Genomic DNA, 19,526 nt, shown 5'->3' on the forward strand with positions numbered 1-19,526 from the left:
CAATATCCGAATGATGTTGTGTGCTTTGTACTATTGCACTGAGTGTGCCAAATTTTAAAAATATACTTAATTAAAAATATAAGTTATTGAAAATAATATATAAAAATAATTCTTCTTTCTGCGTAACTAATTTCTGTTGGAAATTTTAATATTTAAAAGATATCTAAAAATATATTTAAATATCTTTTTGGATATATGTATTTAATGGGCCTTCCCGTTTTTATCGACTTTTAAAAGCTGTCCAGCTTCATTTAAAGTAAATTCATCAAAATCATTGGCTAAATAAAAATGACCTTTATAAAACTGGCGAACTTCTTCAGTAATAGCTTGTTGCCCAGCTTTATCCTGATGTCGGGGGCTAAAGTGCGTCAGAATTAAATTGCTTAAAGATTGCTGTTCTGCAAATTCAGCCACCATTTTTGCTGAGCTATGCATTGGACCTTTGCCGACTTTATCTAAAACCGTTTGCAAGTATGTTGATTCGTGAATAAGGAGTTGAGCATCTTTGCAAGCGTCAGCTAATAGTTCTGGTTGATCATTATCACCACCTATAATTGCATGAACTTGTTGATTTTGAATTTTGATAAAGTCTTGAGCTTTTAAAGTTTGTCCCTCAAATTCAACATTGTAGCCTCGTTTCAAATGGCCCCACATATCGCCTTGAGGTATGCCAAGCTGAGTTAGAGCTTGGGTATCTAACTTCTTCTGAATAGATTTGATATAAATGCTAAAAGCAAAACTTGGAACACGATGGCTTAGAGGGTGTGCTTGAACAATGAATTCGTCAGTGATCTGTTGTGGCTGTGTTGCTTCATTTACATCAATAAATTGAAGGGAATAGGGCAAATGTAAGTCTGTAAGCTGGGCAGTGATTTCAAACCATTGCTGAATTTCTTTCGGTGCAATCACGATTAATGGTTTGCTGCGGGCATTCATGCCTGCACTTGCCAATAAACCAACTAAACCATAACAATGGTCGCCGTGAACGTGTGTAATACAAATGGCAACTAGATTTTGTAGTGAAAGTTTAGCTTGTTGAACGCGGTGCTGTGTCCCTTCGCCGGCATCAATTAAAATCCAGTCCTTATTTTTGGTGTTACGAACTGCTAATCCTGAAACATTACGTGTCAGGGTAGGTACACCCGAAGATGTGCCTAAAAAAGTAAAATGAAGCATATTCTTGGAATTTTTTGGCCAAATGCGTATTGTATATTATAGACAGTTATAAAATTTTATAGAAATTATGGCGGATGCAAAGAAAACAGTCGTTATTGGCTTTGTCGGTTCTACACTTGATCAGGGGAGAAAGCCAGATCGATGGCAACGTTGGCGTCCTACGATTAGCTTGTTAATGCATGAAGATTTGCTTGTAGATGAATTGGTACTGTTACATGATCGACAACATCATAATTTAGTTAAATCTATAGCAGCAGATGCTAAAGAGATCTCTCCCCAAACTGAGGTTTCTGGACATAAGGTGAGTATTAGAGACCCTTGGGATTTTGCTGAAGTTTATGGTGCACTTTATGATTTTGTAAAAACCTATCCGTTTGATGTTGAAAAAAATAACTATTTACTGCATATCACAACCGGAACGCATGTTGCTCAAATTTGTTGGTATTTATTGGTAGATGCACATTATTTACCAGCTCAACTTATCCAAAGTTCACCTAATCAGCAAAAGACCTCAGAAGGTGAATATAGAATTATTGATCTGGATTTGTCTCGATACGATGTTTTAAAACAGCGATTCGATGATGAACAAAAACAAAATTGGCAACAACTTAAAGCAAATATTTCTACTCATAATAAAGCGTTTAATCAGCTTATTGAGGAAGTTGAATTAGTTGCAACCCGCTCTAGTGCACCTATTTTGATTATGGGGGCAACAGGGGTTGGTAAGTCTCATTTAGCAAAACAAATTTTTCAGTTAAAGAAAGATAAATTTCAATTAAATGGTCGTTTTATTGATGTTAACTGTGCAACTTTGCGTGGTGATAGTGCCATGTCAACTTTATTTGGTCATATAAAAGGTGCATTTACAGGAGCAGCTGCATCTCGTGCTGGTTTATTAAAAAGTGCTGACCAAGGCATTTTGTTTTTAGATGAAATTGGTGAATTAGGACTTGATGAACAAGCTATGCTGCTAAAAGCGCTAGAAGACAAAAGCTTTTTTCCCGTTGGAAGTGATAAGGAAATTCAGGCCGATTTTCAGCTAATCGCAGGTACTAACCGCGATTTACGTAATGAAGTTCAAGCTGGCCGATTCCGTGAAGATCTATGGGCTCGTTTGAATACGTGGACATTCTTTTTACCCAATCTAAAAGATCGTGTAGAAGATATTGCGCCCAATATTGATTTTGAGCTACAGCGTTTTGCTGCAATTCATCAAAGACAATTACGTTTTCAACGCGATGCTTTAGAAATGTATTTGAAATTTGCTAAATCAGTAGATGCATCATGGCAAGGAAATTTTAGAGATTTAGCAGCGAGCGTAACTCGTTTGGCTACTTTATCGCAAGGTGAGTTAATTCGCCGTGAAGCTGTAGAAAAAGAAATTCAACGTCTAAAGCAGCTTTGGCTTATTCAAGATGAATCTTACAATGATAAAAATACAGATATTTTGTTGAACTATTTAAGTCCTGAGCAGCTAGAACAAATAGATGAATTTGATCAGATTCAATTACGAGGTGTACTCAAAGTCTGTGAAAATTCAAAATCAATGGCAGAGGCAGGAAGACAACTCTTTTCAGTATCACGCCAACAACGTAATACAACAAATGATAGCGACCGAGTAAAAAAATATTTGGCCCGTTTTGGATTAAGTTGGAATAATTTTTAGTAGTTACAGTGCTTATCAAATGATGGACATAGATACAATCTATGCCCATCAAATACACTTTATTTCATAATAATGAAGCGTGTAATGATTTGACGAAGCTGTTTTAAATAGCCTGTAAAGAAGTGATTAGCGCCCGGTAAAATCGTAATTGGGTGCTTTTGCGGTTTTGCCCATGCAATTGCATCTGAAAGTAAAGTAATATCATCTTGCTCACCATGAATGAGTAGAATATCACCTTGAATTTCAGGAGTTTTATAGTGACGTAAACCTACTACAGTAGCTGTTGGTAAACCACATAAAATTAACTGTACAGGTCGTAATTCAGGTGCAAGCTGTGCAAAGCATTTTGCTAAAACATGTGAGCCAAAGCTAAAACCGCCTGCATAAAATGGTAGGCCTTCATGAAGCTTACGAACGTGCTCAATTACAGCTAAGATATCTTCAGTTTCACCATGGCCTTCATCATGAATGCCTTCACTGCCCCCTAAACCACGGAAACTAGGACGGTAAACAATACAACCATATTCATTAAAAATTTGGGTTAAAAGGGCAGGGACTTTATGTTGAGGGGTTCCACCTTGCAATGGGTGCGGATGACAAACAACCGCAAAGCCTTTGATTTCACCTTCAGGGCGGTCAACGAAAAGTTCAATTTTACCTACTGGACCCTGGATGAAAGTTTGCTCAGACATATAAGAACCGCTAAATAACAATACGTGATGCTATTTTACCGATAGTCGTCATTGAAAACACGAGTTAGCATTAAAAAATATCTACTGTTATAGTTGGTATTAAGAATAATTTTTTCAGGTTGTCTATGCTTGCTTTAATTTCTCCTGCAAAAACTTTAGATTATGAAACAGCGTTACCTACAGATGAGTTTACTCAGCCTCGCTTGTTAAAAAACTCAGCACAATTAATTGATGTTTGTCGCAAACTTTCTGCTTCGGAAATTGCGAGTTTAATGAGTGTCAGTGAAAAAATTGCCACACTAAATGCAGATCGATTTAGAGATTGGAATCCCGAATTTAATTTCTCAAATGCTCGCCAAGCAATCTATGCATTTAAAGGGGATGTTTACACCGGTTTAGATGCTTATCATTTAAAAGACAAAGATATTGATTTTGCACAGCAGCATTTGCGTATGCTCTCTGGTCTATATGGTTTATTGCGTCCTTTAGATTTAATGATGCCTTATCGTTTAGAGATGGGTACTAAATTAAAAAATACTCGCGGTCATAATTTGTATGAATTCTGGGGTGATATCATCACTAACCAAATTAATGAAGACTTGGCAGCAATTAAATCTGAATTGCTGGTAAATCTAGCTTCAGATGAATATTACAAGTCTGTCAATGAAAAGAAAATTAAGGCTGAAATTGTGAAGCCTGTTTTTCTTGACCAGAAAAATGGCAAATATAAAGTCATTAGTTTCTATGCGAAAAAAGCACGCGGTTTAATGGCTCGTTTTATTGTTGAAAACCAATTAAATAAAGCTGAAGACATCAAAGCGTTTAATACCGAGGGTTATTACTTTGATGCTGATAACTCATCGGCAAAAGAGTTGGTATTTAAACGTGATGAGCAATAATCTTAAGCGTGGTTAATAGATGATGCAGCTTTATTTATCAAAACTAAAGCATGTTTGGTTTGAGCTGCATCAGCATTATGATTTTTCTGAACCGCAGAAAATCTATGATGAACTTATTGCGGCTTATAGTGAAAAGCAGCGAGCCTACCATACCGTCCAACATTTATATGAATGTTTGAGTTTAATGGAGGCGGTTCAATACGAATTAAATGATCCGTATGCTGTTGCATTGGCTCTCTGGTTTCATGATGCGGTCTATGATCCAGAAGCTAAAGACAATGAACTTAAGAGTGCTGAGTTATTTGAACAATTGATGGCGCAAGATTTATCGTTCGAAACCCTAGAGAAAATAAAACGTTGGATACTTGCGACTCAAAAGCATGCATTAACCGATGAAATAGATTTGCAATTTTTGTTGGATATTGATTTAGCTATTTTGGCAGCAACACCTGAACGTTTTATCCAGTATGAACAGCAAATTCAGCGGGAGTATTCTTGGGTTGATCCAGAAGTATATTCAGTTAAGAGAAAACAAGTTTTAATACATTTTTATCAGTCTGAACCACTTTATCAAACTGGATATTTCCAAAAGAATTTTGAGTTAAACGCCAAGGATAATTTAAGACAAATATTGGAATAGCCTAAGTATATTAGAATAAAGCGATATTTTTTAAAAGGTAAAATGGTTATACGTTAGGAGAAAGGAATCACTGGAAAAAGCAGTGATTCCTTGGAAATAAATTACTTAAAGAAATAACCTGTTTCTGGCGAGCTTGCATTTGCCATACGTTTGCGTGGCATACGTCCAGCTAAAAATGCTTCACGACCAGCTTCAACAGCTTTTTTCATTGCGGAAGCCATCAAAATAGGGTTTTGCGCAGCTGCAATCGCTGTATTCATCAATACACCATCACAACCGAGTTCCATTGCAATAGCAGCATCACTTGCTGTGCCAACACCTGCGTCAACTAAAACTGGTACTTTCGCATTTTCTTTAATAATTGAAATGGTGTGTGGGTTTAAAATACCTAAACCTGAACCAATCAAACTACCTAAAGGCATAATCGCAACACAGCCCATACTTTCAAGTTCTTGTGCAATGATCGGATCATCAGAGGTATAGACCATAATCTCAAAACCATCATCAATCAAAGTACGGGCCGCTTTTAAGGTCTCGGTTACATTTGGATATAAGGTTTTTTCATCGCCCAAAACTTCAAGTTTTACTAGGTTGTGACCATCAAGTAATTCACGCGCTAGCATACACGTGCGTACTGCGCTGTCAGCATCAAAACAACCTGCGGTATTTGGCAAAATTGTATATTTCTCTGGTGGGATGACCGAAAGTAAATTCGGTTGATCTGGATTTTGTCCAATATTCACACGGCGGATTGCGACGGTTACGATTTCTGCACCACTGGCTTGAATAGCTAAATCCGTTTCATTTAAGTCTTTATATTTGCCAGTTCCGACCAATAAACGAGATTGAAAAGAACGTGAACCAATAATGAGAGGGGTGTCTTGCATGGATAACTCCGACTTAGCCGCCGCCAACAGCGTGAATAATTTCGATACGGTCATGTTGAGCAATAGAAATTTGCTCTAATTTGCTTTTAGAAACGATTTGCTGATTGTGCTCAACAGCAAAACGTTTTCCTTCAAGTGCCAACTCCTGAATGAGTTGCAACAGGTTTTGGCTAGGCGTGTCCGTTAATTCGCCATTTAAATAAATTTGCATGATCACATTCCGATTATTTTGCGTATTTGAAAGCATTCCAAGCCAAGACTAGCCATCCCGCGATCATTAAGGCTCCACCGATTGGCGTAATTGCGCCTAATATTCGTGGTAAACCTAGCGCCATGATATAAAGCGAACCACAAAAGAATAGAATACCAATTTGGATAAGCAAGAAAGATAACTTGATTGGGAAGTGAGGAAGAACCTTACTTAAAATACCAAGGGCTAGTAGGCCAAGCGCATGGTAAAAAAAGTAGTCGGTTGCAGTCTGCCACCAAGCAAGTTGCTCAGGACCCGCGTGAGCTTTAAGACCATGTGCTCCAAAAGCACCCAACATGACTGCAAAAGCAAGATTAAGGGCTGAAATGGCGATCCACATAACAAAAAACGCAACTGAATAATGAAAGGCAACGTTAACATAGATTGGGTTGGCTAAACATAGCCAGATAAAACAAAAGGGCGATTCGCCCTTTTATTTTTTTCATTTATTTCAACTTGCTGACATGGCAGTTTTAATCTTTTCCATCGCATTTTTTTCAAGCTGACGAATACGTTCTGCCGAAACATTATATTCAGCTGCTAACTCGTGAAGAGTAGATTTGTCATCATCTAACCAGCGGCGTTGTAAAATATTACGCGAACGGTCATCTAACTGGTCCATTGCATCATGCAAGGCTGAAGTACTTTGCTCTTCCCAGTCTTCGTTCTCGACTAAACGGGCAGGGTCGTAGCGGTTATCTTCAAGATACAACGCAGGGGCAGTATGTGGGGTATCGTCGTCGTCATCGCCTTGTGCTTCAAAAGCAGCATCATAAGCAGTTAAACGACCTTCCATTTCCAGAACTTGTTCTGGAGTTACATTTAAGTCATTAGCAATCGATTGAGCTTCTTCGAGCGTTAATTTTTTACTCGATTTTTTTAAACTACGTAAATTGAAAAATAATTTACGCTGAGCTTTTGTCGTTGCAATCTTGACGATACGCCAGTTGCGGATAACGTATTCATGAATTTCTGCCTTAATCCAATGGACGGCAAAAGATACTAAACGCACACCCATATTTGGGTCGAAACGTTTCACGGCTTTCATTAAGCCTAAATTACCTTCTTGAATAAGGTCGCCTTGTGGTAGGCCATAACCTGCATAGCTGCGCGCAATATGAACGACAAAACGTAAATGCGACATTACCAGCATTTTTGCGGCATCAAGATCTTGGTCATAATAATAACGTTCAGCAAGTTCTTTTTCTTGCTCGGCCGTTAAAATAGGAATCTGATTGACAGTACTGATATATGCACCAAGGTTTACACCGGGCGCAGACAATGACAGGGGCATCAATTGATTGCTGCTGTCACTCATGAGTTCTCCTTATAGGATCGAATGGGATAACCAATAAATTCATCTTAATTTGAATCAGCTTCATAATTAAGGAAAATTGGGTAGAGAAATGTAAAATTTTATGCAATTTCTAATCTTTTAGTTTAGCAAAGAATTATTGAGTTTCAATTAAATAGTGAAATTCTCTTTCTGATATGTGTGTAGTTTGACACGTAAAATGATGTAAACCACAGTAACGAGTTACATCAATTTCACTATGAGGATCTGAAGATTTTAATAAAAATTGTTGTTTGCCTGACGCTTTTTTAAGTTCACGTTTTAGCATTAACAAGGGCATTGGGCAGGGTTGCCCAAGGGCATTAATTTCAATGGGTGCTGTATTAGAAGAAGTATTGCTCATTCATCATCAAAACAACTAAAAAAAATATTCTAACAAATTTTTAATAAATACAGCATATTTTATGAAAGAAGATGCAGGAATTTCTATAAAAAATATTGTAATAAGCTGTTTAAAAAAAGAACTAAAAATAGGGGAAATATTTGAAAAAAATTCTATTAATTGTCATAAACCCGTGTTAAGCTCGAACCGTTTTAGGATTTACCACACAATCAAATTGATTTAATAACCCTATAACAAATGGATGTAACCGGAAATTGTTGATAGTTTTACAGAATGATTACAAGCTTTAAGATTATAAATATTTTAAAACCTTGTTTGCTCTGCTGTTTGCAACACCGGAAGGTCCTTTTTTCAACATCTGAGGATTGACTTATGACAGCTCGTGAACAAGGCGTAGTAAAGTGGTTTAATGACACTAAAGGCTTTGGTTTTATTCAACGTAACGGCGGCGACGATGTATTCGTTCACTTCCGTGCAATCGTAGGTGACGGTCACCGTTCTCTACGTGATGGTCAACGCGTAGAGTTTAGCGTTGTACAAGGTCAAAAAGGTTTTCAAGCTGAAAACGTTCAGCCTTTAGACTAAGACTAATTCATCTTTTTGATGAATGATGGACGCTCCAATTTTTGAATTGGGGCGTTTTTGTTTATAATGATCTTCTCATTCGAGAGATTGTTTGTTAGAGCGCGTATTTATGACATCTGGTTTTGAAACCTTGAATTTACATCCGCAACTTAAAAAGGCGATTGATGCTTTAGGGTTTACTCAAATGACCCCAATTCAGCAAAAGGTTTTAAAATATACATTAGCCGGGCATGATGCAATTGGGCGAGCACAAACAGGAACAGGTAAGACAGCTGCCTTTCTGATTAGTGTAATTAATGATTTACTCAATAATCCGGTTCAAGAGCAACGCTTCCGTGGCGAGCCTCGTGCTTTAATCTTGGCACCTACTCGTGAGTTGGCATTGCAAATTGAAAGTGATGCGAAATTTCTCACAAAATTCTCTAATTTACATTTAGTGACCCTATTGGGTGGTGTTGATTTCGATAAGCAGAAGAAGCAACTTGATGCTAATTTTGTCGATATCATGGTAGCCACACCTGGGCGTTTAATCGATTTTGTAGAACAAAAAGAAGTCTGGCTCGATCAAATTGAATTTTTAGTCATTGATGAAGCTGACCGTTTATTAGACATGGGCTTTATTCCTTCGGTAAAACGTATTGTTCGTTATTCACCCCGTAAGGAACAACGTCAGACACTCATGTTCTCAGCGACGTTTAGTTATGACGTCTTGAATTTGGCAAGACAATGGTTATTTGAACCTGTAACTGTTGAAATTGAGCCTGAACAAAAGACCAATAACGATGTAGAGCAACGTGTTTATGTTGTAGCTAAACAAGATAAATATCGTTTACTGCAAGATATCTTGCGTGAAGAGCCAATCGATAAGGTCATGATTTTTGCTAATCGACGTGACCAGGTCCGCCGTCTTTATGATCATTTAAAGAAAGATGGATATAGAGTTGGTATGCTTTCAGGTGAGATTGCTCAAGATAAACGTTTAAAAATGTTAGAGCAATTTAAGCAAGGTAAACATAATATTATGATTGCGACAGATGTTGCTGGTCGTGGTATTCATGTGGATGGCGTGTCGCATGTCATCAACTTTACATTGCCTGAACAATCTGATGATTATGTACACCGTATTGGTCGTACAGGTCGTGCTGGCTCACAAGGGGTAAGTATTAGTTTCTTATCTGAAGATGATGCCTTTTATTTACCCGAAATTGAAAAAGCAATTGGTAAAAAATTACCACTGACCAGATTAGATGGTTATTGCTAATAAAAAAAATCCCAATCAAATGATTGGGATTTTTTTTTATTAATTAATTTTACAATAGAAAGTAAGCGTTGTTTGGTAGTCATCATCTTTTGCTAAAGATGCATTTTTACCAGTTAATGTACCAATAACACCTGCTGCTGCTTCAACCATTTGACCGGTTTTTTCACTTACAACATCTTTTAATACACCGTTATATGTTGTTTTTTCATCTACAACGACTGGTGTAGTGTTTTTTGAGCAAGTTTTTTGAGCTGCAGTAATCGCATTATTTTTCGCAATTAAATTGGTTTTGCCAATACCTGTAACTTCAAACTGATTATTTTCTTTTTGAACTGCTAAAGTATTTTTAGGAGTAGTTGCGCAAGCACCAAGTAATAAAACAACACCGCTCATTGCGCTCGCTAAAATTATTTTTTTCATAATGCACCTAAAGTTAATCGCTAAAAGACATAGCTATTTGAACATAAGTTTTCTAGTTGATTTTGAATACGTTGTATGAGTTTTGATGTTTTGTATTAAAAAATGTCAAAGTGAGAGTTCGCTAATTTTATAAGCTAGATTCAATGGTGGATTAACGGTAGATTATGCTAATCTATTTTGAATTTTTGAGTTAGATCAATATTAATGACGGAATCAGCAATACAAATAATTCACCAAAATATTCATCAGCGTCAGTCTATTGGCCAATTAGTTGAGCCAGCTCCAAGTATAGAGCAATTAGAGTTAGCTTTCCAAGCAGCTTTGACTGCTCCAGATCATCATAGACTTAAGCCAACGCGTTTTGTAGTTGTTTCAGGCGAACAACGTGGTGCTTTTGGTGAAGTTTTAGCAAAGGCTCTAGCAGATTTAGGTGAAACTGATCCCGCTCAACTCGAACGTGTTAAACAACATCCTTTTCGCGCACCATTACTCATTTTAGCGCTTACACAACTACAAGATCACCCGAAAGTACCGCATTTCGAACAAATCTTAAGTACGGGTGCTGCAGTACAAAATCTTTTATTATCTCTACAAGCTCAAGGTTTTTCGACCATGTGGCGTAGTGGTGCAGTTGTCGAATCAAATTGGTTAAAACAGCATTTAGGTCTGCAACCTCGTGATTTAATTTCAGGTATTATTTACGTAGGCACAGCAGCTAAAGTAATTGCACCGCGTGCAGATATTGAAAGTAAAGAATTCGTAAAAGTTTGGCAGGCCTAAACGTCTGTAGAAGTAAGAAATAGGATAATAAAAGATGGCTGAATTTAAGTTTACAGATTTGGTGGAACCTGTTGCGGTTGATAAAAAAACCGCTTTACGTATTACCGTTCTAGGGGGAGGAAGCTTTGGAACGGCTATGGCAAATTTAGCTGCACGTAATGGTTGCGATACCATGATCTGGATTCGTGACGCCGAAACAGCTGAGGAAATTAATAAAACCCACATTAATAAACGTTATTTGCCAGATTTTATTTTAGAGTCATCATTACGTGCTGTGTCTGATCTTGAGCAAGCTGTATGTGACCGAGATATTATTTTAGTCGCAATTCCAAGTCACTCATTCCGTGATGTTTTAAAACAAATCGCTCCTTATATTACTGCACAAGCGGTTGTGTCTTTAACCAAAGGCGTTGAAGCTAAAACTTTCAGCTTCATGAGCGATATTATTCGTGAAGAATTACCTGAAGTTCCCTATGGTGTGCTATCAGGTCCAAACCTTGCAAAAGAAATTATGGCGGGTATGCCGTCTGGCACCGTTATTGCCAGTAACTCCGAATTAGTTCGTTATGCTGTGCAACATGCTCTGCATAGTGCTTTATTCCGTGTTTTTGGTAGTGATGATGTACATGGAGTGGAGTTAGGTGGTGCGCTTAAAAATATTTATGCGGTTGCAATGGGAATTGGTGCCGCTTACAAAATTGGTGAAAACACCAAGAGTATGATTTTAACGCGTGCTTTGGCCGAGATGAGCCGTTTTGCAGTAAAACAAGGTGCAAATCCGCTTACATTCTTGGGGTTGTCAGGTGTTGGTGATTTATTCGCGACTTGTAATAGTCCTTTAAGCCGTAATTATCAGATTGGTTATGCTTTAGGTTCGGGTAAAACACTTGATCAGGCAAGTAAAGAGTTGGGGCAGACAGCAGAAGGCATTAATACAATTGTTCAGGTGCGTGGTAAAGCAGAAGAACTAGATGTTTATATGCCTATCACTAACGCTTTATATGAAGTTATTTTCGAAGGGGCGCCTCCTTTAAATATTGCATTATCTCTTATGAAAAACGGACACCGTAGTGATGTTGAATTTGTTTTACCTCATCACGAAGTCTGAAGAAGAAATGTCATAAATTGTGGTTATAATGCAGGAATTATTAACAAGGAAAATTTATGCAACTGACATTGGTTCGCCATGGGGAAGCCGCTCCACCTGTAAATGGTAACGACACTAAACGCCCTCTTACTGCTCGTGGACATACTCAAGCAGAACAGACAGCAACATTTTTAAAAGATATTGTTAAGCCTGATATTTTTGTAGTTAGTCCTTTGTTACGTGCTCAAGAGACATTGGCACATATTCAAGCGTACTTTAAAGATGTGCCTGTGTTGTTATGCGATAAAATTAAACCGGATGATAACGCCAAAGAGGCAGTTGAGTGGTTGTCTCAGATTCCTTATGAGTCAATTGTGGTCGTGTGTCATATGAATGTAGTAGGGCATATTGCTGAACTGCTGACCCATGAAAACTTTAATCCATTTGCGTTGGCTGAAGCTCGAATTTATGATCAGGCTGTGATTGCAACTGGTTTATCAACACAAAAAAATAGTTTTATACCCACAATATAAATAAAAAGGTTATTTAGCCCATTATGCTGTATTTATGGATGCCTGAAACCAATGGAATATGGCATTGGTCTAACGGAGAAAACTGGTTGCAGGCTGAAAGCCTTGATCAATTAATACAAGACCTACAATTGCACCAAGGAAAAGAGGCTGTCGTCTTTTTTCCTAGTCGTCATGCTCAGGTATTCCAGCAACACATAGCAAAGTCTCATTACAAGCAACTTGGAGCAGATGGTGTTAAATATTTGCTTGAAGAGTTTGTAACTTTGCCTATTGATCACATGAAAGTAGTTCATCATTTTCATGCTGATCAATTAACAATATTGGGCGTTGCAAAAACTACTGTGGAAACATGGCAACATGCGATGAATTTGTTGCCAATCAAACTGGTTGCTTTGTTGCCAGACTTTTTGATTTTGCCGGAACCGCAAGAGCACCAAGTTATCCTGTGTAATATTGACCAAAAATTACTGGCGCGCGAAAGTAAATGGGTGGGTAATTCACTAGATGATTTGGGATTGTTTTTGGAATTCCAGCCAGTTGAAACAAACTATCAATATAGTGGGTTAACGGTAGAACAGTTAGAAAGCTTAGAAGCAGCTTCTAGTGTTGAGCAACGTTCAGAATTTTTTTATCAATTTCAGGGTTTAGATAAACCTAAACAGCATCCCTTTAATGTTTTACCGAAAGCCAAGGGACAAGAGCAAACTGTCTCAGGTTACTGGAAAGCATGTGCTGTTATTCTTTTAGCAATAATTGTGGTTCAGTTTAGCTATGATTTGTTGCGTTGGGTAAAATTAAGAAATGTAGCGAATCAAACAGCTGAGCAGACGATTGAACAATATAAATATTGGTTTGGTTCTTCTAGTCGCGTAAATGAACAAAATATAAAAAGCCAATTTGAAAGTCATTTAAGAATGAGCAAGCAAGGCGATACGCAAGCACTTTCTTTATTGAGTCGTGTTGGACCTATTTTGATGCAAAGACAAATTTTAGCTCAGCAATTAAATTATGATGCTTCTACACTAACCATGGCCTTGAAAGCAAAATCGGCAGATGATTTGCAAGCTTTAACACAGCAGCTTAATCAGCAAGGATTTAAGGCGGAGTTAGGTAATGTTCAAGCCGATGGTGGTGGGGCAATTGGGGTGGTGAAAATACAATAATGAAAATATTAGCTCAATTGCAAAACCGCTTTGATCAGTGGGTCGAACAAGTTAATCAATATTTAGACCGTTTGACTGTCCGTGAACGTATCATGGTGGTCTTTACTACAATTTTTGTTGTAGTGGCTATTATTGGGGCTTCACTTTGGAAAATGCATTCCTTAGCAGAACAGCAGCAACAGCGTTTAAATGATTTAAAAGATTTGATGGTGTGGATGCAAAGTAATGCAGTTACTATGAAACCTGCGAGTGAACTTGAGTTAGGGCAAGCAGAGAAAATACAACGTGTAGCTCAACAGCAAGGTTTAACGGTTACTTCTCAACAAAATGGTGAGCAGTTACAAATTATTGTTACTCATCAGAATTACGCAATTTTAGCGAACTTTTTAATCCAACTGGCGCAAATGGGCTTAAGTATTGAAAAAATGGAAATGGTTTCAAGTGAAGGTCAGATTAAATTAACAGCGACGGTTCAATAACATATTAAAATATGCTGGTCTTAAGCATGGTGTTTTGTGCTCCCTGTGCCTATAATATGCCTACCTAAAATCAGTAGATTGTGATTGGTATGTTATATTCACTTGCTCGCCCAATGTTGTTTAGTTTAGCACCAGAGCGTGCCCATGAATTAACATTATCTATGCTTGATAAAGCACATAAGTTCGGCCTACTACGTCAGAGCGTAGAAGCGAAACCAACAACTTGTATGGGAATTGAATTTCCAAATCCGGTAGGGTTGGCGGCTGGTCTTGATAAAAATGGTGCACACATCGATGCTTTAGCTGGGTTAGGGTTCGGTTTTATTGAAATTGGAACAATTACACCGCGTCCTCAATCGGGTAATCCGCAGCCACGCTTATTCCGAATTCCAGAAGCTCAAGCCATTATTAACCGTATGGGGTTTAATAATGATGGTGTTGATAAGCTGATTGAAAATGTCAAAGCTTCAAAGTTTAAAGGAATTTTAGGCATCAATATTGGTAAGAATGCTGATACGCCTGTAGAAAAAGCTGTTGATGACTACTTGATTTGCCTTGAGAAAGTGTATAACTACGCTTCTTATATTACCGTTAATATTTCATCTCCAAATACTAAGAACTTAAGAAGTTTACAAAGTGGTGATGCATTAACTGAATTGTTGCAAACCTTAAAAGAAAGACAACTTGAGCTAGCTGAACAAAATAATCACTATGTTCCTTTGGTTCTGAAAGTTGCACCTGATTTAACAGCTGAAGATGTTGAATTTATTGCAGCGCAGTTAGTGCAGTTTAAAATTGATGGCTTGATCGTTACTAATACGACCTTATCAAGAGAAGGTGTAGAAAATCTTCCTTATGGTAATGAGTCGGGTGGTTTATCAGGCGCACCTGTTTTTGAAAAAAGTACAGAATGCTTACGTTTGTTTGCCCAAACATTAAAAGGACAAATCCCGTTAATTGGCGTGGGTGGAATTTTGTCGGGTGAACAGGCAGCAGTCAAACAGCAAGCTGGAGCAACATTAGTACAGATCTATAGTGGGCTAATTTATACAGGTCCTATTTTAGTGAAACAATGTGTTGCAGCTATGTCTTAAGTGAATATGAACACAATTGATATCATTATTCTGATACTTTTGCTCATTGGGGGGCTAAACGGTTTGCGACAAGGATTTATTAAAGCCTTTGCGAACTTGGTAGGATGGGTCATTGCATTAATTATGGGTGCAAAATATGCTGTCCTTCTTGCTCCGTCTATGTCGGGTTTAAGTCATGATCCAGTTGTTCAAAAAATTGCAGCTTTTGCATTTATAGCGCTTTTGATCATTGTTTTAACATGGATCGTCTCTGCATTTTTAAATGGCCTCTTGAAAAGTCTGAAATTGGGGCCATTAAATCGTTTAGCAGGTGGTGCTTTTGGTTCTTTAAAGGGCTTGTTGGTTGTACTAATTACAATGCAGGGTGTAGGACCTTGGGTTGAAAGTTCACCGCACTGGAAACAGTCCAAATTTATACAGTTTTTATTGCCTTATGCGCCTTTGGCTACCGAGTTGTCTAAAGATGCTGCAAGTGAGGCATTTCATCAAATAACATCTGGAGGTAGTGCATCAGGCACTCCTCCAAAACCAATGGACGAATCGGAAGATTTAGAAAACCGATCCGACCATTCGACAAAGAATCCTTTTTATTAATTCCTAGCTTGTCTGCGAGGTTGCTATGTGTGGAGTTGTTGGTATAGCCGGTAAATCGCCAGTGAACCAAATGTTGTTTGATGCTTTAACGATGTTGCAACATCGTGGGCAAGATGCAGCTGGAATAGTAACCTGCCATGAAGGCCGTCTTTTCCTTCGTAAGGATAACGGTATGGTGCGTGATGTCTTTCATACTCGTCATATGAGAGCATTACTTGGTAATTATGGTATTGGCCATGTACGTTACCCAACTGCTGGTTCTGCGAGCAGTGCTGAAGCACAACCATTTTATGTAAACTCACCTTACGGTATTACGCTTGCGCATAATGGTAACTTGACCAATGCAGAAGAAATTCATGATGACCTGTTTAAAACAGATTTACGTCATATGAATACAGATTCTGACTCAGAAGTTCTTTTAAACGTATTCGCGCATGAATTACAGAAAAAAGGGACTTTAAATCCTACCGCTGACGATATTTTTCACACGGTTTCTCGTGTGCATGAGCGTTGCCAAGGTGCGTATGGTGTAGTGGCGATGATTACTGGTCATGGTTTAGTAGGTTTCCGTGATCCAAACGGTATTCGCCCACTTATTTACGGTTCGCGTGTAACTGAACAAGGTGAGATGGAATACATCATTGCTTCTGAATCGGTTGCTATTACTGCTCTTGGTTTCAAAATTGAGCGTGATATTGAACCGGGTGAAGCAATTTTCATCAATGCAAATGGCGAGTTGTTCTCTAAGCAATGTGCTGCTAATCCGAAATACCGCCCATGTATTTTTGAGTACGTTTATTTTGCTCGTCCTGATGCGATTATTGATGGAATCTCCGTTTATAAAGCACGTTTAAAAATGGGTGAAAAGCTTGCTCATAAAATTTTACGTGACTGGGGCGAAGACCACGATATTGATGTGGTGATTCCAATTCCAGATACGAGTCGTACTTCAGCTTTAGAACTTGCAAATATTCTAGGTGTGAAGTTCCGTGAAGGTTTTATGAAAAACCGTTATATCGGCCGTACCTTTATTATGCCGGGTCAACAGCAACGTAAAAAATCTGTACGTCAGAAATTAAACCCTGTTGAGTTAGAATTCAAAGGTAAGAACGTTCTATTGGTGGATGACTCTATTGTACGTGGTACAACGTGTAATGAGATTATTCAGATGGCACGTGATTCTGGTGCAAAAAAAGTATACTTTGCGTCAGCAGCACCGAAAGTAATGTATCCAAACGTTTACGGTATTGATATGCCTGCTAAAGCTGAGCTTATTGCTTCAGAACGCAGCGTGGAAGAAATCCAAGAAATTATTGGTGCTGATCGTTTGATTTTCCAAGAATTAGAAGACTTGAAAAATGCTGTACGTACCAGCAAAGTGCCTGACTTAACTGAGTTCGATTGCTCAGTATTTGATGGAATCTACGTAACAGGTGATATTGATGGTAACTATCTAAATAATTTGGAGCAGAAGCGTAATGACTCTGCTAAGAAGAAAAAAGATGGTTATATTGACGTTAATGTCGATGCTGCTTCTGTAGATTTAACAGGCATCAAAGAAGAATAGAAATAGCCGAAAAAAGCGGGTATTTCCCGCTTTTTTCTTTTATGATGAAACCTAACAATGTAATTGGGAATATTTACATTGAAAGAAGTAAGCCACTATCTCATCGAAAATAAAAATATGGCATGGTCCATCACTATGTGTTTGGTTGCTGTGCTGCTTACCATTTTTATCTTAAATTTAATTTTAGGTTTACTCGTTCATTTTTTTGATTATAGCCAGCCAATTTGGTGGCACACCTTAAGTCCTTACTTCGTTGCGCTATTACTTTTTATTATGGTTTGGTCGGTAGTTACCGAACTTTATATTCTGCGTAAAGGTGGGCACTCTTTAGCAAAACAACTTAAAGCACGTCGTTTGGTGAAAGAGGAGAGTACTCCCGAAGAACTCGCGGCATTAAAAATTACAGAACACTTAGCCCAAAATTTTTCACTTAAAGTTCCAACCGTATATGTATTACCTGATGAAGTTGGTGTAAATGCACTTACGGCAGGTTTCCATCCCAAAGATATCGTAATTATTCTGACATGGGGTGCTTTACAGAATCTGGATAAGCTTGAGTTATATGGTTTATTGGGCCATGAGTTTAATCAGATTTTATCGGGTGAGGCTGTTGAGAATACTAAATTAAAGATTTTATATAGCGGCTTAACAACTTTTAGTCAGTGGGGCAGTAAATTAGCCAAGCAAGGTTTTAAGCGCTATAGCCCCGGCTATAAACATAAATTTGAAACAGTTTTTGTTGCGGTGGGTGGAGTCATTTGGTTGGCTGGAAGCCTAGGTGTACTGATTACTCGTTTTATTAAATATTTGACTTTGAGTGGGCGCACATTTCGTAATGACCAAAAAACAGTGCGACTATTAAAAAATAATGCGAATACCCAAACCTTATTGCGTATTTATGTTCACCACTCTGGTTCGCAAATTCATAGTGCTTATTCTGAGTCGATCGCGCATATGTGTTTTGCTAACTCACTAAGTCCGCAAAGTTGGATGAATATTCATCCGAGTATTCGTGAACGTATTTATGAGTTAAATCCCACTTTGCTACAAGATTTACAATTAGAAAATTTAAAGAAACTTCGCAACCGTCCGTTGTTTAGCTTATTTCATTTCTTGGAAGAATCTGAGAAAGAAATTTATATTCCGTGGTCATCTCCACAGCCTCTACCTTTGTTAAGGTTGTCACCAATTAGTTTTGCATTAAATGATGCCATTAAGCCCCTGAGTAGTGATGTACGTCGAAATAAAAAGCGTCCTGAATTAATTCAGCGAGCATTACAAACTGCTACAGGTTCACGTGAAGTGATGGTCGCTATTTTGATGATTCGCCAATATCGGGAATTCATTCCAAAAGATGCACCTGTGAGTCATGCCATTATCGATGCATTATTGAATCTGGATGGGCGTATCCATATTCAAATATTTCATGATGCTTGTAAAAATATTGGGCATATACCCGCAAGTATTGCTCGGCAATTTCTTACTAAGCTAGCGCTTATTATCCAAGAAGATGGTGAGATTGGGTTGTTAGATGCACTTTTACTGGAGCGGGTTAAACATGAGTTGAACTTGATGCCATTACATTTACCGACTGCATTTGAAGAAGTGAAACCTCAAATTGTTCGTTTGATTGATGCTTTGCTTCATGTTCAGCAAATTAATAGCCCAAATCAATTAGAAGTACGTGAGCGTATTTTACGTTCGCTGCTCAATCCCGATGAAATGTATACCTATGATGAAATTTCAGATGAGCCATTAGATCTAGCTGAAATTTTAAATGATATTGCTGGTTTATTATTACGTGACCGTCTAAGTATTCTAGCTATTGCAGAAATGTGTTTGTGGAGCGACCGTATTATCACGCAAGATGAACTCGATGTGCTTGAATTGCTTTATTGGCGTTTTGGCTTTGAGACAGAAGAAATTGTGGATCAAATGCAAAAGAGAAATAGTGTGATGATTATTTAAAAGACATCTACGATTATAAAAACATCTGAATGAAATAAAACACTGAAAAAAAAACTCAAGCCCGTTAGAATGTAGATAGAGTAGAGGT

22 protein-coding genes are annotated in these 19,526 nt (G+C 37.9%); 14 read left to right on the forward strand and 8 right to left on the reverse strand.

Translation table 11 applies throughout. From position 1 onward, the window contains the following. Positions 1-201: 201 nt before the first annotated feature. Positions 202-1,176 (reverse strand): ribonuclease Z, encoded by a 975-nt coding sequence (locus tag B806_RS0110150; protein WP_017402982.1) that lies wholly within the window; start codon positions 1,174-1,176, stop codon positions 202-204. A gap of 67 nt (positions 1,177-1,243) precedes the next feature. On the opposite strand from B806_RS0110150, the gene rtcR reads away from it, so the two are divergent. Further along, positions 1,244-2,842 carry an RNA repair transcriptional activator RtcR gene (gene rtcR, locus B806_RS0110155; RefSeq protein WP_017402983.1) on the forward strand — a complete coding sequence of 533 codons (1,599 nt, stop codon included), beginning with the start codon at positions 1,244-1,246 and terminating at the stop codon, positions 2,840-2,842. Between the two features lie 59 nt (positions 2,843-2,901). On the opposite strand, the gene B806_RS0110160 is transcribed toward rtcR, so the two are convergent. Continuing rightward, complete coding sequence (locus B806_RS0110160; protein WP_017386507.1) at positions 2,902-3,534, reverse strand: hydrolase; 633 nt, start codon at positions 3,532-3,534, stop codon at positions 2,902-2,904. 125 nt (positions 3,535-3,659) lie between these two features. Here B806_RS0110160 and yaaA point away from each other — a divergent pair, with 125 nt between their 5' ends. After that, the gene (gene yaaA, locus B806_RS0110165; RefSeq protein WP_017386506.1) at positions 3,660-4,433 is read left to right on the forward strand and encodes a peroxide stress protein YaaA; all 774 of its coding nucleotides are present in this window, start codon (positions 3,660-3,662) and stop codon (positions 4,431-4,433) included. 19 nt (positions 4,434-4,452) lie between these two features. Continuing rightward, positions 4,453-5,073 (forward strand): metal-dependent hydrolase, encoded by a 621-nt coding sequence (locus B806_RS0110170; RefSeq protein WP_017386505.1) that lies wholly within the window; start codon positions 4,453-4,455, stop codon positions 5,071-5,073. A gap of 101 nt (positions 5,074-5,174) precedes the next feature. Here B806_RS0110170 and B806_RS0110175 read toward each other — a convergent pair whose 3' ends face one another. The 5 genes from B806_RS0110175 to B806_RS0110195 all read right to left on the reverse strand — a co-directional run bounded on the left by B806_RS0110175 (position 5,175) and on the right by B806_RS0110195 (position 7,907). Beyond that, positions 5,175-5,960, reverse strand: coding sequence for a thiazole synthase (locus B806_RS0110175; RefSeq protein ID WP_001154366.1), 786 nt, complete (start codon positions 5,958-5,960; stop codon positions 5,175-5,177). Positions 5,961-5,973: 13 nt separating this feature from the next. Continuing rightward, positions 5,974-6,171, reverse strand: coding sequence for a sulfur carrier protein ThiS (gene thiS / locus B806_RS0110180; protein ID WP_002115323.1), 198 nt, complete (start codon positions 6,169-6,171; stop codon positions 5,974-5,976). 13 nt (positions 6,172-6,184) lie between these two features. Then, on the reverse strand, positions 6,185-6,550 hold the full coding sequence (locus tag B806_RS0110185) for a DUF423 domain-containing protein (RefSeq protein ID WP_002115263.1): 366 nt from the start codon (positions 6,548-6,550) through the stop codon (positions 6,185-6,187). Between the two features lie 111 nt (positions 6,551-6,661). Then, a complete protein-coding gene (gene rpoH / locus B806_RS0110190) occupies positions 6,662-7,528 on the reverse strand; it encodes an RNA polymerase sigma factor RpoH (protein ID WP_002115267.1) in 867 nt (288 codons plus the stop codon). A 133-nt stretch (positions 7,529-7,661) separates the two neighbouring features. Continuing rightward, positions 7,662-7,907: a sulfurtransferase TusA family protein gene (locus B806_RS0110195; protein WP_005068314.1), complete on the reverse strand. Its 246-nt coding sequence runs from the start codon at positions 7,905-7,907 to the stop codon at positions 7,662-7,664. Positions 7,908-8,279: 372 nt separating this feature from the next. Between B806_RS0110195 and B806_RS0110200 the strand changes: the two genes are divergently transcribed. Both B806_RS0110200 and rhlB read left to right on the forward strand, forming a co-directional pair. Then, positions 8,280-8,492 (forward strand): cold-shock protein, encoded by a 213-nt coding sequence (locus B806_RS0110200; RefSeq protein WP_000126912.1) that lies wholly within the window; start codon positions 8,280-8,282, stop codon positions 8,490-8,492. Between the two features lie 109 nt (positions 8,493-8,601). Then, entirely contained in the window at positions 8,602-9,753 is a 1,152-nt protein-coding gene (rhlB, locus tag B806_RS0110205; protein WP_005068316.1) for an ATP-dependent RNA helicase RhlB, read from the forward strand. Positions 9,754-9,792: 39 nt separating this feature from the next. Here the strand turns inward: rhlB and B806_RS0110210 are convergent, their stop codons facing one another. Then, on the reverse strand, positions 9,793-10,173 hold the full coding sequence (locus B806_RS0110210; RefSeq protein WP_005073503.1) for a hypothetical protein: 381 nt from the start codon (positions 10,171-10,173) through the stop codon (positions 9,793-9,795). Positions 10,174-10,377: 204 nt separating this feature from the next. Here B806_RS0110210 and B806_RS0110215 point away from each other — a divergent pair, with 204 nt between their 5' ends. The 9 genes from B806_RS0110215 (at position 10,378) to B806_RS0110255 (ending at position 19,438) form a co-directional block, all read left to right on the forward strand. After that, positions 10,378-10,953 (forward strand): nitroreductase, encoded by a 576-nt coding sequence (locus tag B806_RS0110215; RefSeq protein ID WP_017386504.1) that lies wholly within the window; start codon positions 10,378-10,380, stop codon positions 10,951-10,953. Positions 10,954-10,987: 34 nt separating this feature from the next. Then, positions 10,988-12,061 (forward strand): NAD(P)H-dependent glycerol-3-phosphate dehydrogenase, encoded by a 1,074-nt coding sequence (locus B806_RS0110220; RefSeq protein ID WP_017386503.1) that lies wholly within the window; start codon positions 10,988-10,990, stop codon positions 12,059-12,061. A 56-nt stretch (positions 12,062-12,117) separates the two neighbouring features. Then, positions 12,118-12,573, forward strand: a complete 456-nt coding sequence (locus B806_RS0110225; protein ID WP_017402984.1) for a phosphoglycerate mutase family protein — start codon at positions 12,118-12,120, stop codon at positions 12,571-12,573. A 23-nt stretch (positions 12,574-12,596) separates the two neighbouring features. Continuing rightward, positions 12,597-13,736 (forward strand): type II secretion system protein GspL, encoded by a 1,140-nt coding sequence (gspL, locus tag B806_RS0110230; RefSeq protein ID WP_014207202.1) that lies wholly within the window; start codon positions 12,597-12,599, stop codon positions 13,734-13,736. After that, entirely contained in the window at positions 13,736-14,215 is a 480-nt protein-coding gene (gene gspM, locus B806_RS0110235; protein WP_017402985.1) for a type II secretion system protein GspM, read from the forward strand. The genes gspL and gspM overlap by 1 nt, the downstream gene beginning before the upstream one ends. A gap of 89 nt (positions 14,216-14,304) precedes the next feature. Then, positions 14,305-15,309 (forward strand): quinone-dependent dihydroorotate dehydrogenase, encoded by a 1,005-nt coding sequence (locus B806_RS0110240; protein WP_005068330.1) that lies wholly within the window; start codon positions 14,305-14,307, stop codon positions 15,307-15,309. A gap of 6 nt (positions 15,310-15,315) precedes the next feature. After that, complete coding sequence (locus tag B806_RS0110245) at positions 15,316-15,903, forward strand: CvpA family protein (protein ID WP_014207199.1); 588 nt, start codon at positions 15,316-15,318, stop codon at positions 15,901-15,903. Between the two features lie 25 nt (positions 15,904-15,928). After that, on the forward strand, positions 15,929-17,470 hold the full coding sequence (purF, locus tag B806_RS0110250) for an amidophosphoribosyltransferase (RefSeq protein WP_005073509.1): 1,542 nt from the start codon (positions 15,929-15,931) through the stop codon (positions 17,468-17,470). A gap of 78 nt (positions 17,471-17,548) precedes the next feature. Beyond that, positions 17,549-19,438, forward strand: a complete 1,890-nt coding sequence (locus B806_RS0110255) for a M48 family metalloprotease (RefSeq protein ID WP_031944683.1) — start codon at positions 17,549-17,551, stop codon at positions 19,436-19,438. Positions 19,439-19,526: the final 88 nt, after the last annotated feature.

The organism is Acinetobacter sp. TG2027 (genome assembly GCF_000302435.1).
GTDB classification, from domain to species: Bacteria; Pseudomonadota; Gammaproteobacteria; order Pseudomonadales; family Moraxellaceae; genus Acinetobacter; species Acinetobacter pittii.

Excerpts from the sequence above, each read along its gene's own strand:
- B806_RS0110150 (WP_017402982.1), bottom strand. The coding sequence starts at position 1,176 with ATGCTTCATTTTACTTTTTTAGGCACATCTTCGGGTGTACCTACCCTG.
- rtcR (WP_017402983.1), top strand. The coding sequence starts at position 1,244 with ATGGCGGATGCAAAGAAAACAGTCGTTATTGGCTTTGTCGGTTCTACA.
- B806_RS0110160 (WP_017386507.1), bottom strand. The coding sequence starts at position 3,534 with ATGTCTGAGCAAACTTTCATCCAGGGTCCAGTAGGTAAAATTGAACTT.
- yaaA (WP_017386506.1), top strand. The coding sequence starts at position 3,660 with ATGCTTGCTTTAATTTCTCCTGCAAAAACTTTAGATTATGAAACAGCG.
- B806_RS0110170 (WP_017386505.1), top strand. The coding sequence starts at position 4,453 with ATGATGCAGCTTTATTTATCAAAACTAAAGCATGTTTGGTTTGAGCTG.
- B806_RS0110175 (WP_001154366.1), bottom strand. The coding sequence starts at position 5,960 with ATGCAAGACACCCCTCTCATTATTGGTTCACGTTCTTTTCAATCTCGT.
- thiS (WP_002115323.1), bottom strand. The coding sequence starts at position 6,171 with ATGCAAATTTATTTAAATGGCGAATTAACGGACACGCCTAGCCAAAAC.
- B806_RS0110185 (WP_002115263.1), bottom strand. The coding sequence starts at position 6,550 with ATGTGGATCGCCATTTCAGCCCTTAATCTTGCTTTTGCAGTCATGTTG.
- rpoH (WP_002115267.1), bottom strand. The coding sequence starts at position 7,528 with ATGAGTGACAGCAGCAATCAATTGATGCCCCTGTCATTGTCTGCGCCC.
- B806_RS0110195 (WP_005068314.1), bottom strand. The coding sequence starts at position 7,907 with ATGAGCAATACTTCTTCTAATACAGCACCCATTGAAATTAATGCCCTT.
- B806_RS0110200 (WP_000126912.1), top strand. The coding sequence starts at position 8,280 with ATGACAGCTCGTGAACAAGGCGTAGTAAAGTGGTTTAATGACACTAAA.
- rhlB (WP_005068316.1), top strand. The coding sequence starts at position 8,602 with ATGACATCTGGTTTTGAAACCTTGAATTTACATCCGCAACTTAAAAAG.
- B806_RS0110210 (WP_005073503.1), bottom strand. The coding sequence starts at position 10,173 with ATGAAAAAAATAATTTTAGCGAGCGCAATGAGCGGTGTTGTTTTATTA.
- B806_RS0110215 (WP_017386504.1), top strand. The coding sequence starts at position 10,378 with ATGACGGAATCAGCAATACAAATAATTCACCAAAATATTCATCAGCGT.
- B806_RS0110220 (WP_017386503.1), top strand. The coding sequence starts at position 10,988 with ATGGCTGAATTTAAGTTTACAGATTTGGTGGAACCTGTTGCGGTTGAT.
- B806_RS0110225 (WP_017402984.1), top strand. The coding sequence starts at position 12,118 with ATGCAACTGACATTGGTTCGCCATGGGGAAGCCGCTCCACCTGTAAAT.
- gspL (WP_014207202.1), top strand. The coding sequence starts at position 12,597 with ATGCTGTATTTATGGATGCCTGAAACCAATGGAATATGGCATTGGTCT.
- gspM (WP_017402985.1), top strand. The coding sequence starts at position 13,736 with ATGAAAATATTAGCTCAATTGCAAAACCGCTTTGATCAGTGGGTCGAA.
- B806_RS0110240 (WP_005068330.1), top strand. The coding sequence starts at position 14,305 with ATGTTATATTCACTTGCTCGCCCAATGTTGTTTAGTTTAGCACCAGAG.
- B806_RS0110245 (WP_014207199.1), top strand. The coding sequence starts at position 15,316 with ATGAACACAATTGATATCATTATTCTGATACTTTTGCTCATTGGGGGG.
- purF (WP_005073509.1), top strand. The coding sequence starts at position 15,929 with ATGTGTGGAGTTGTTGGTATAGCCGGTAAATCGCCAGTGAACCAAATG.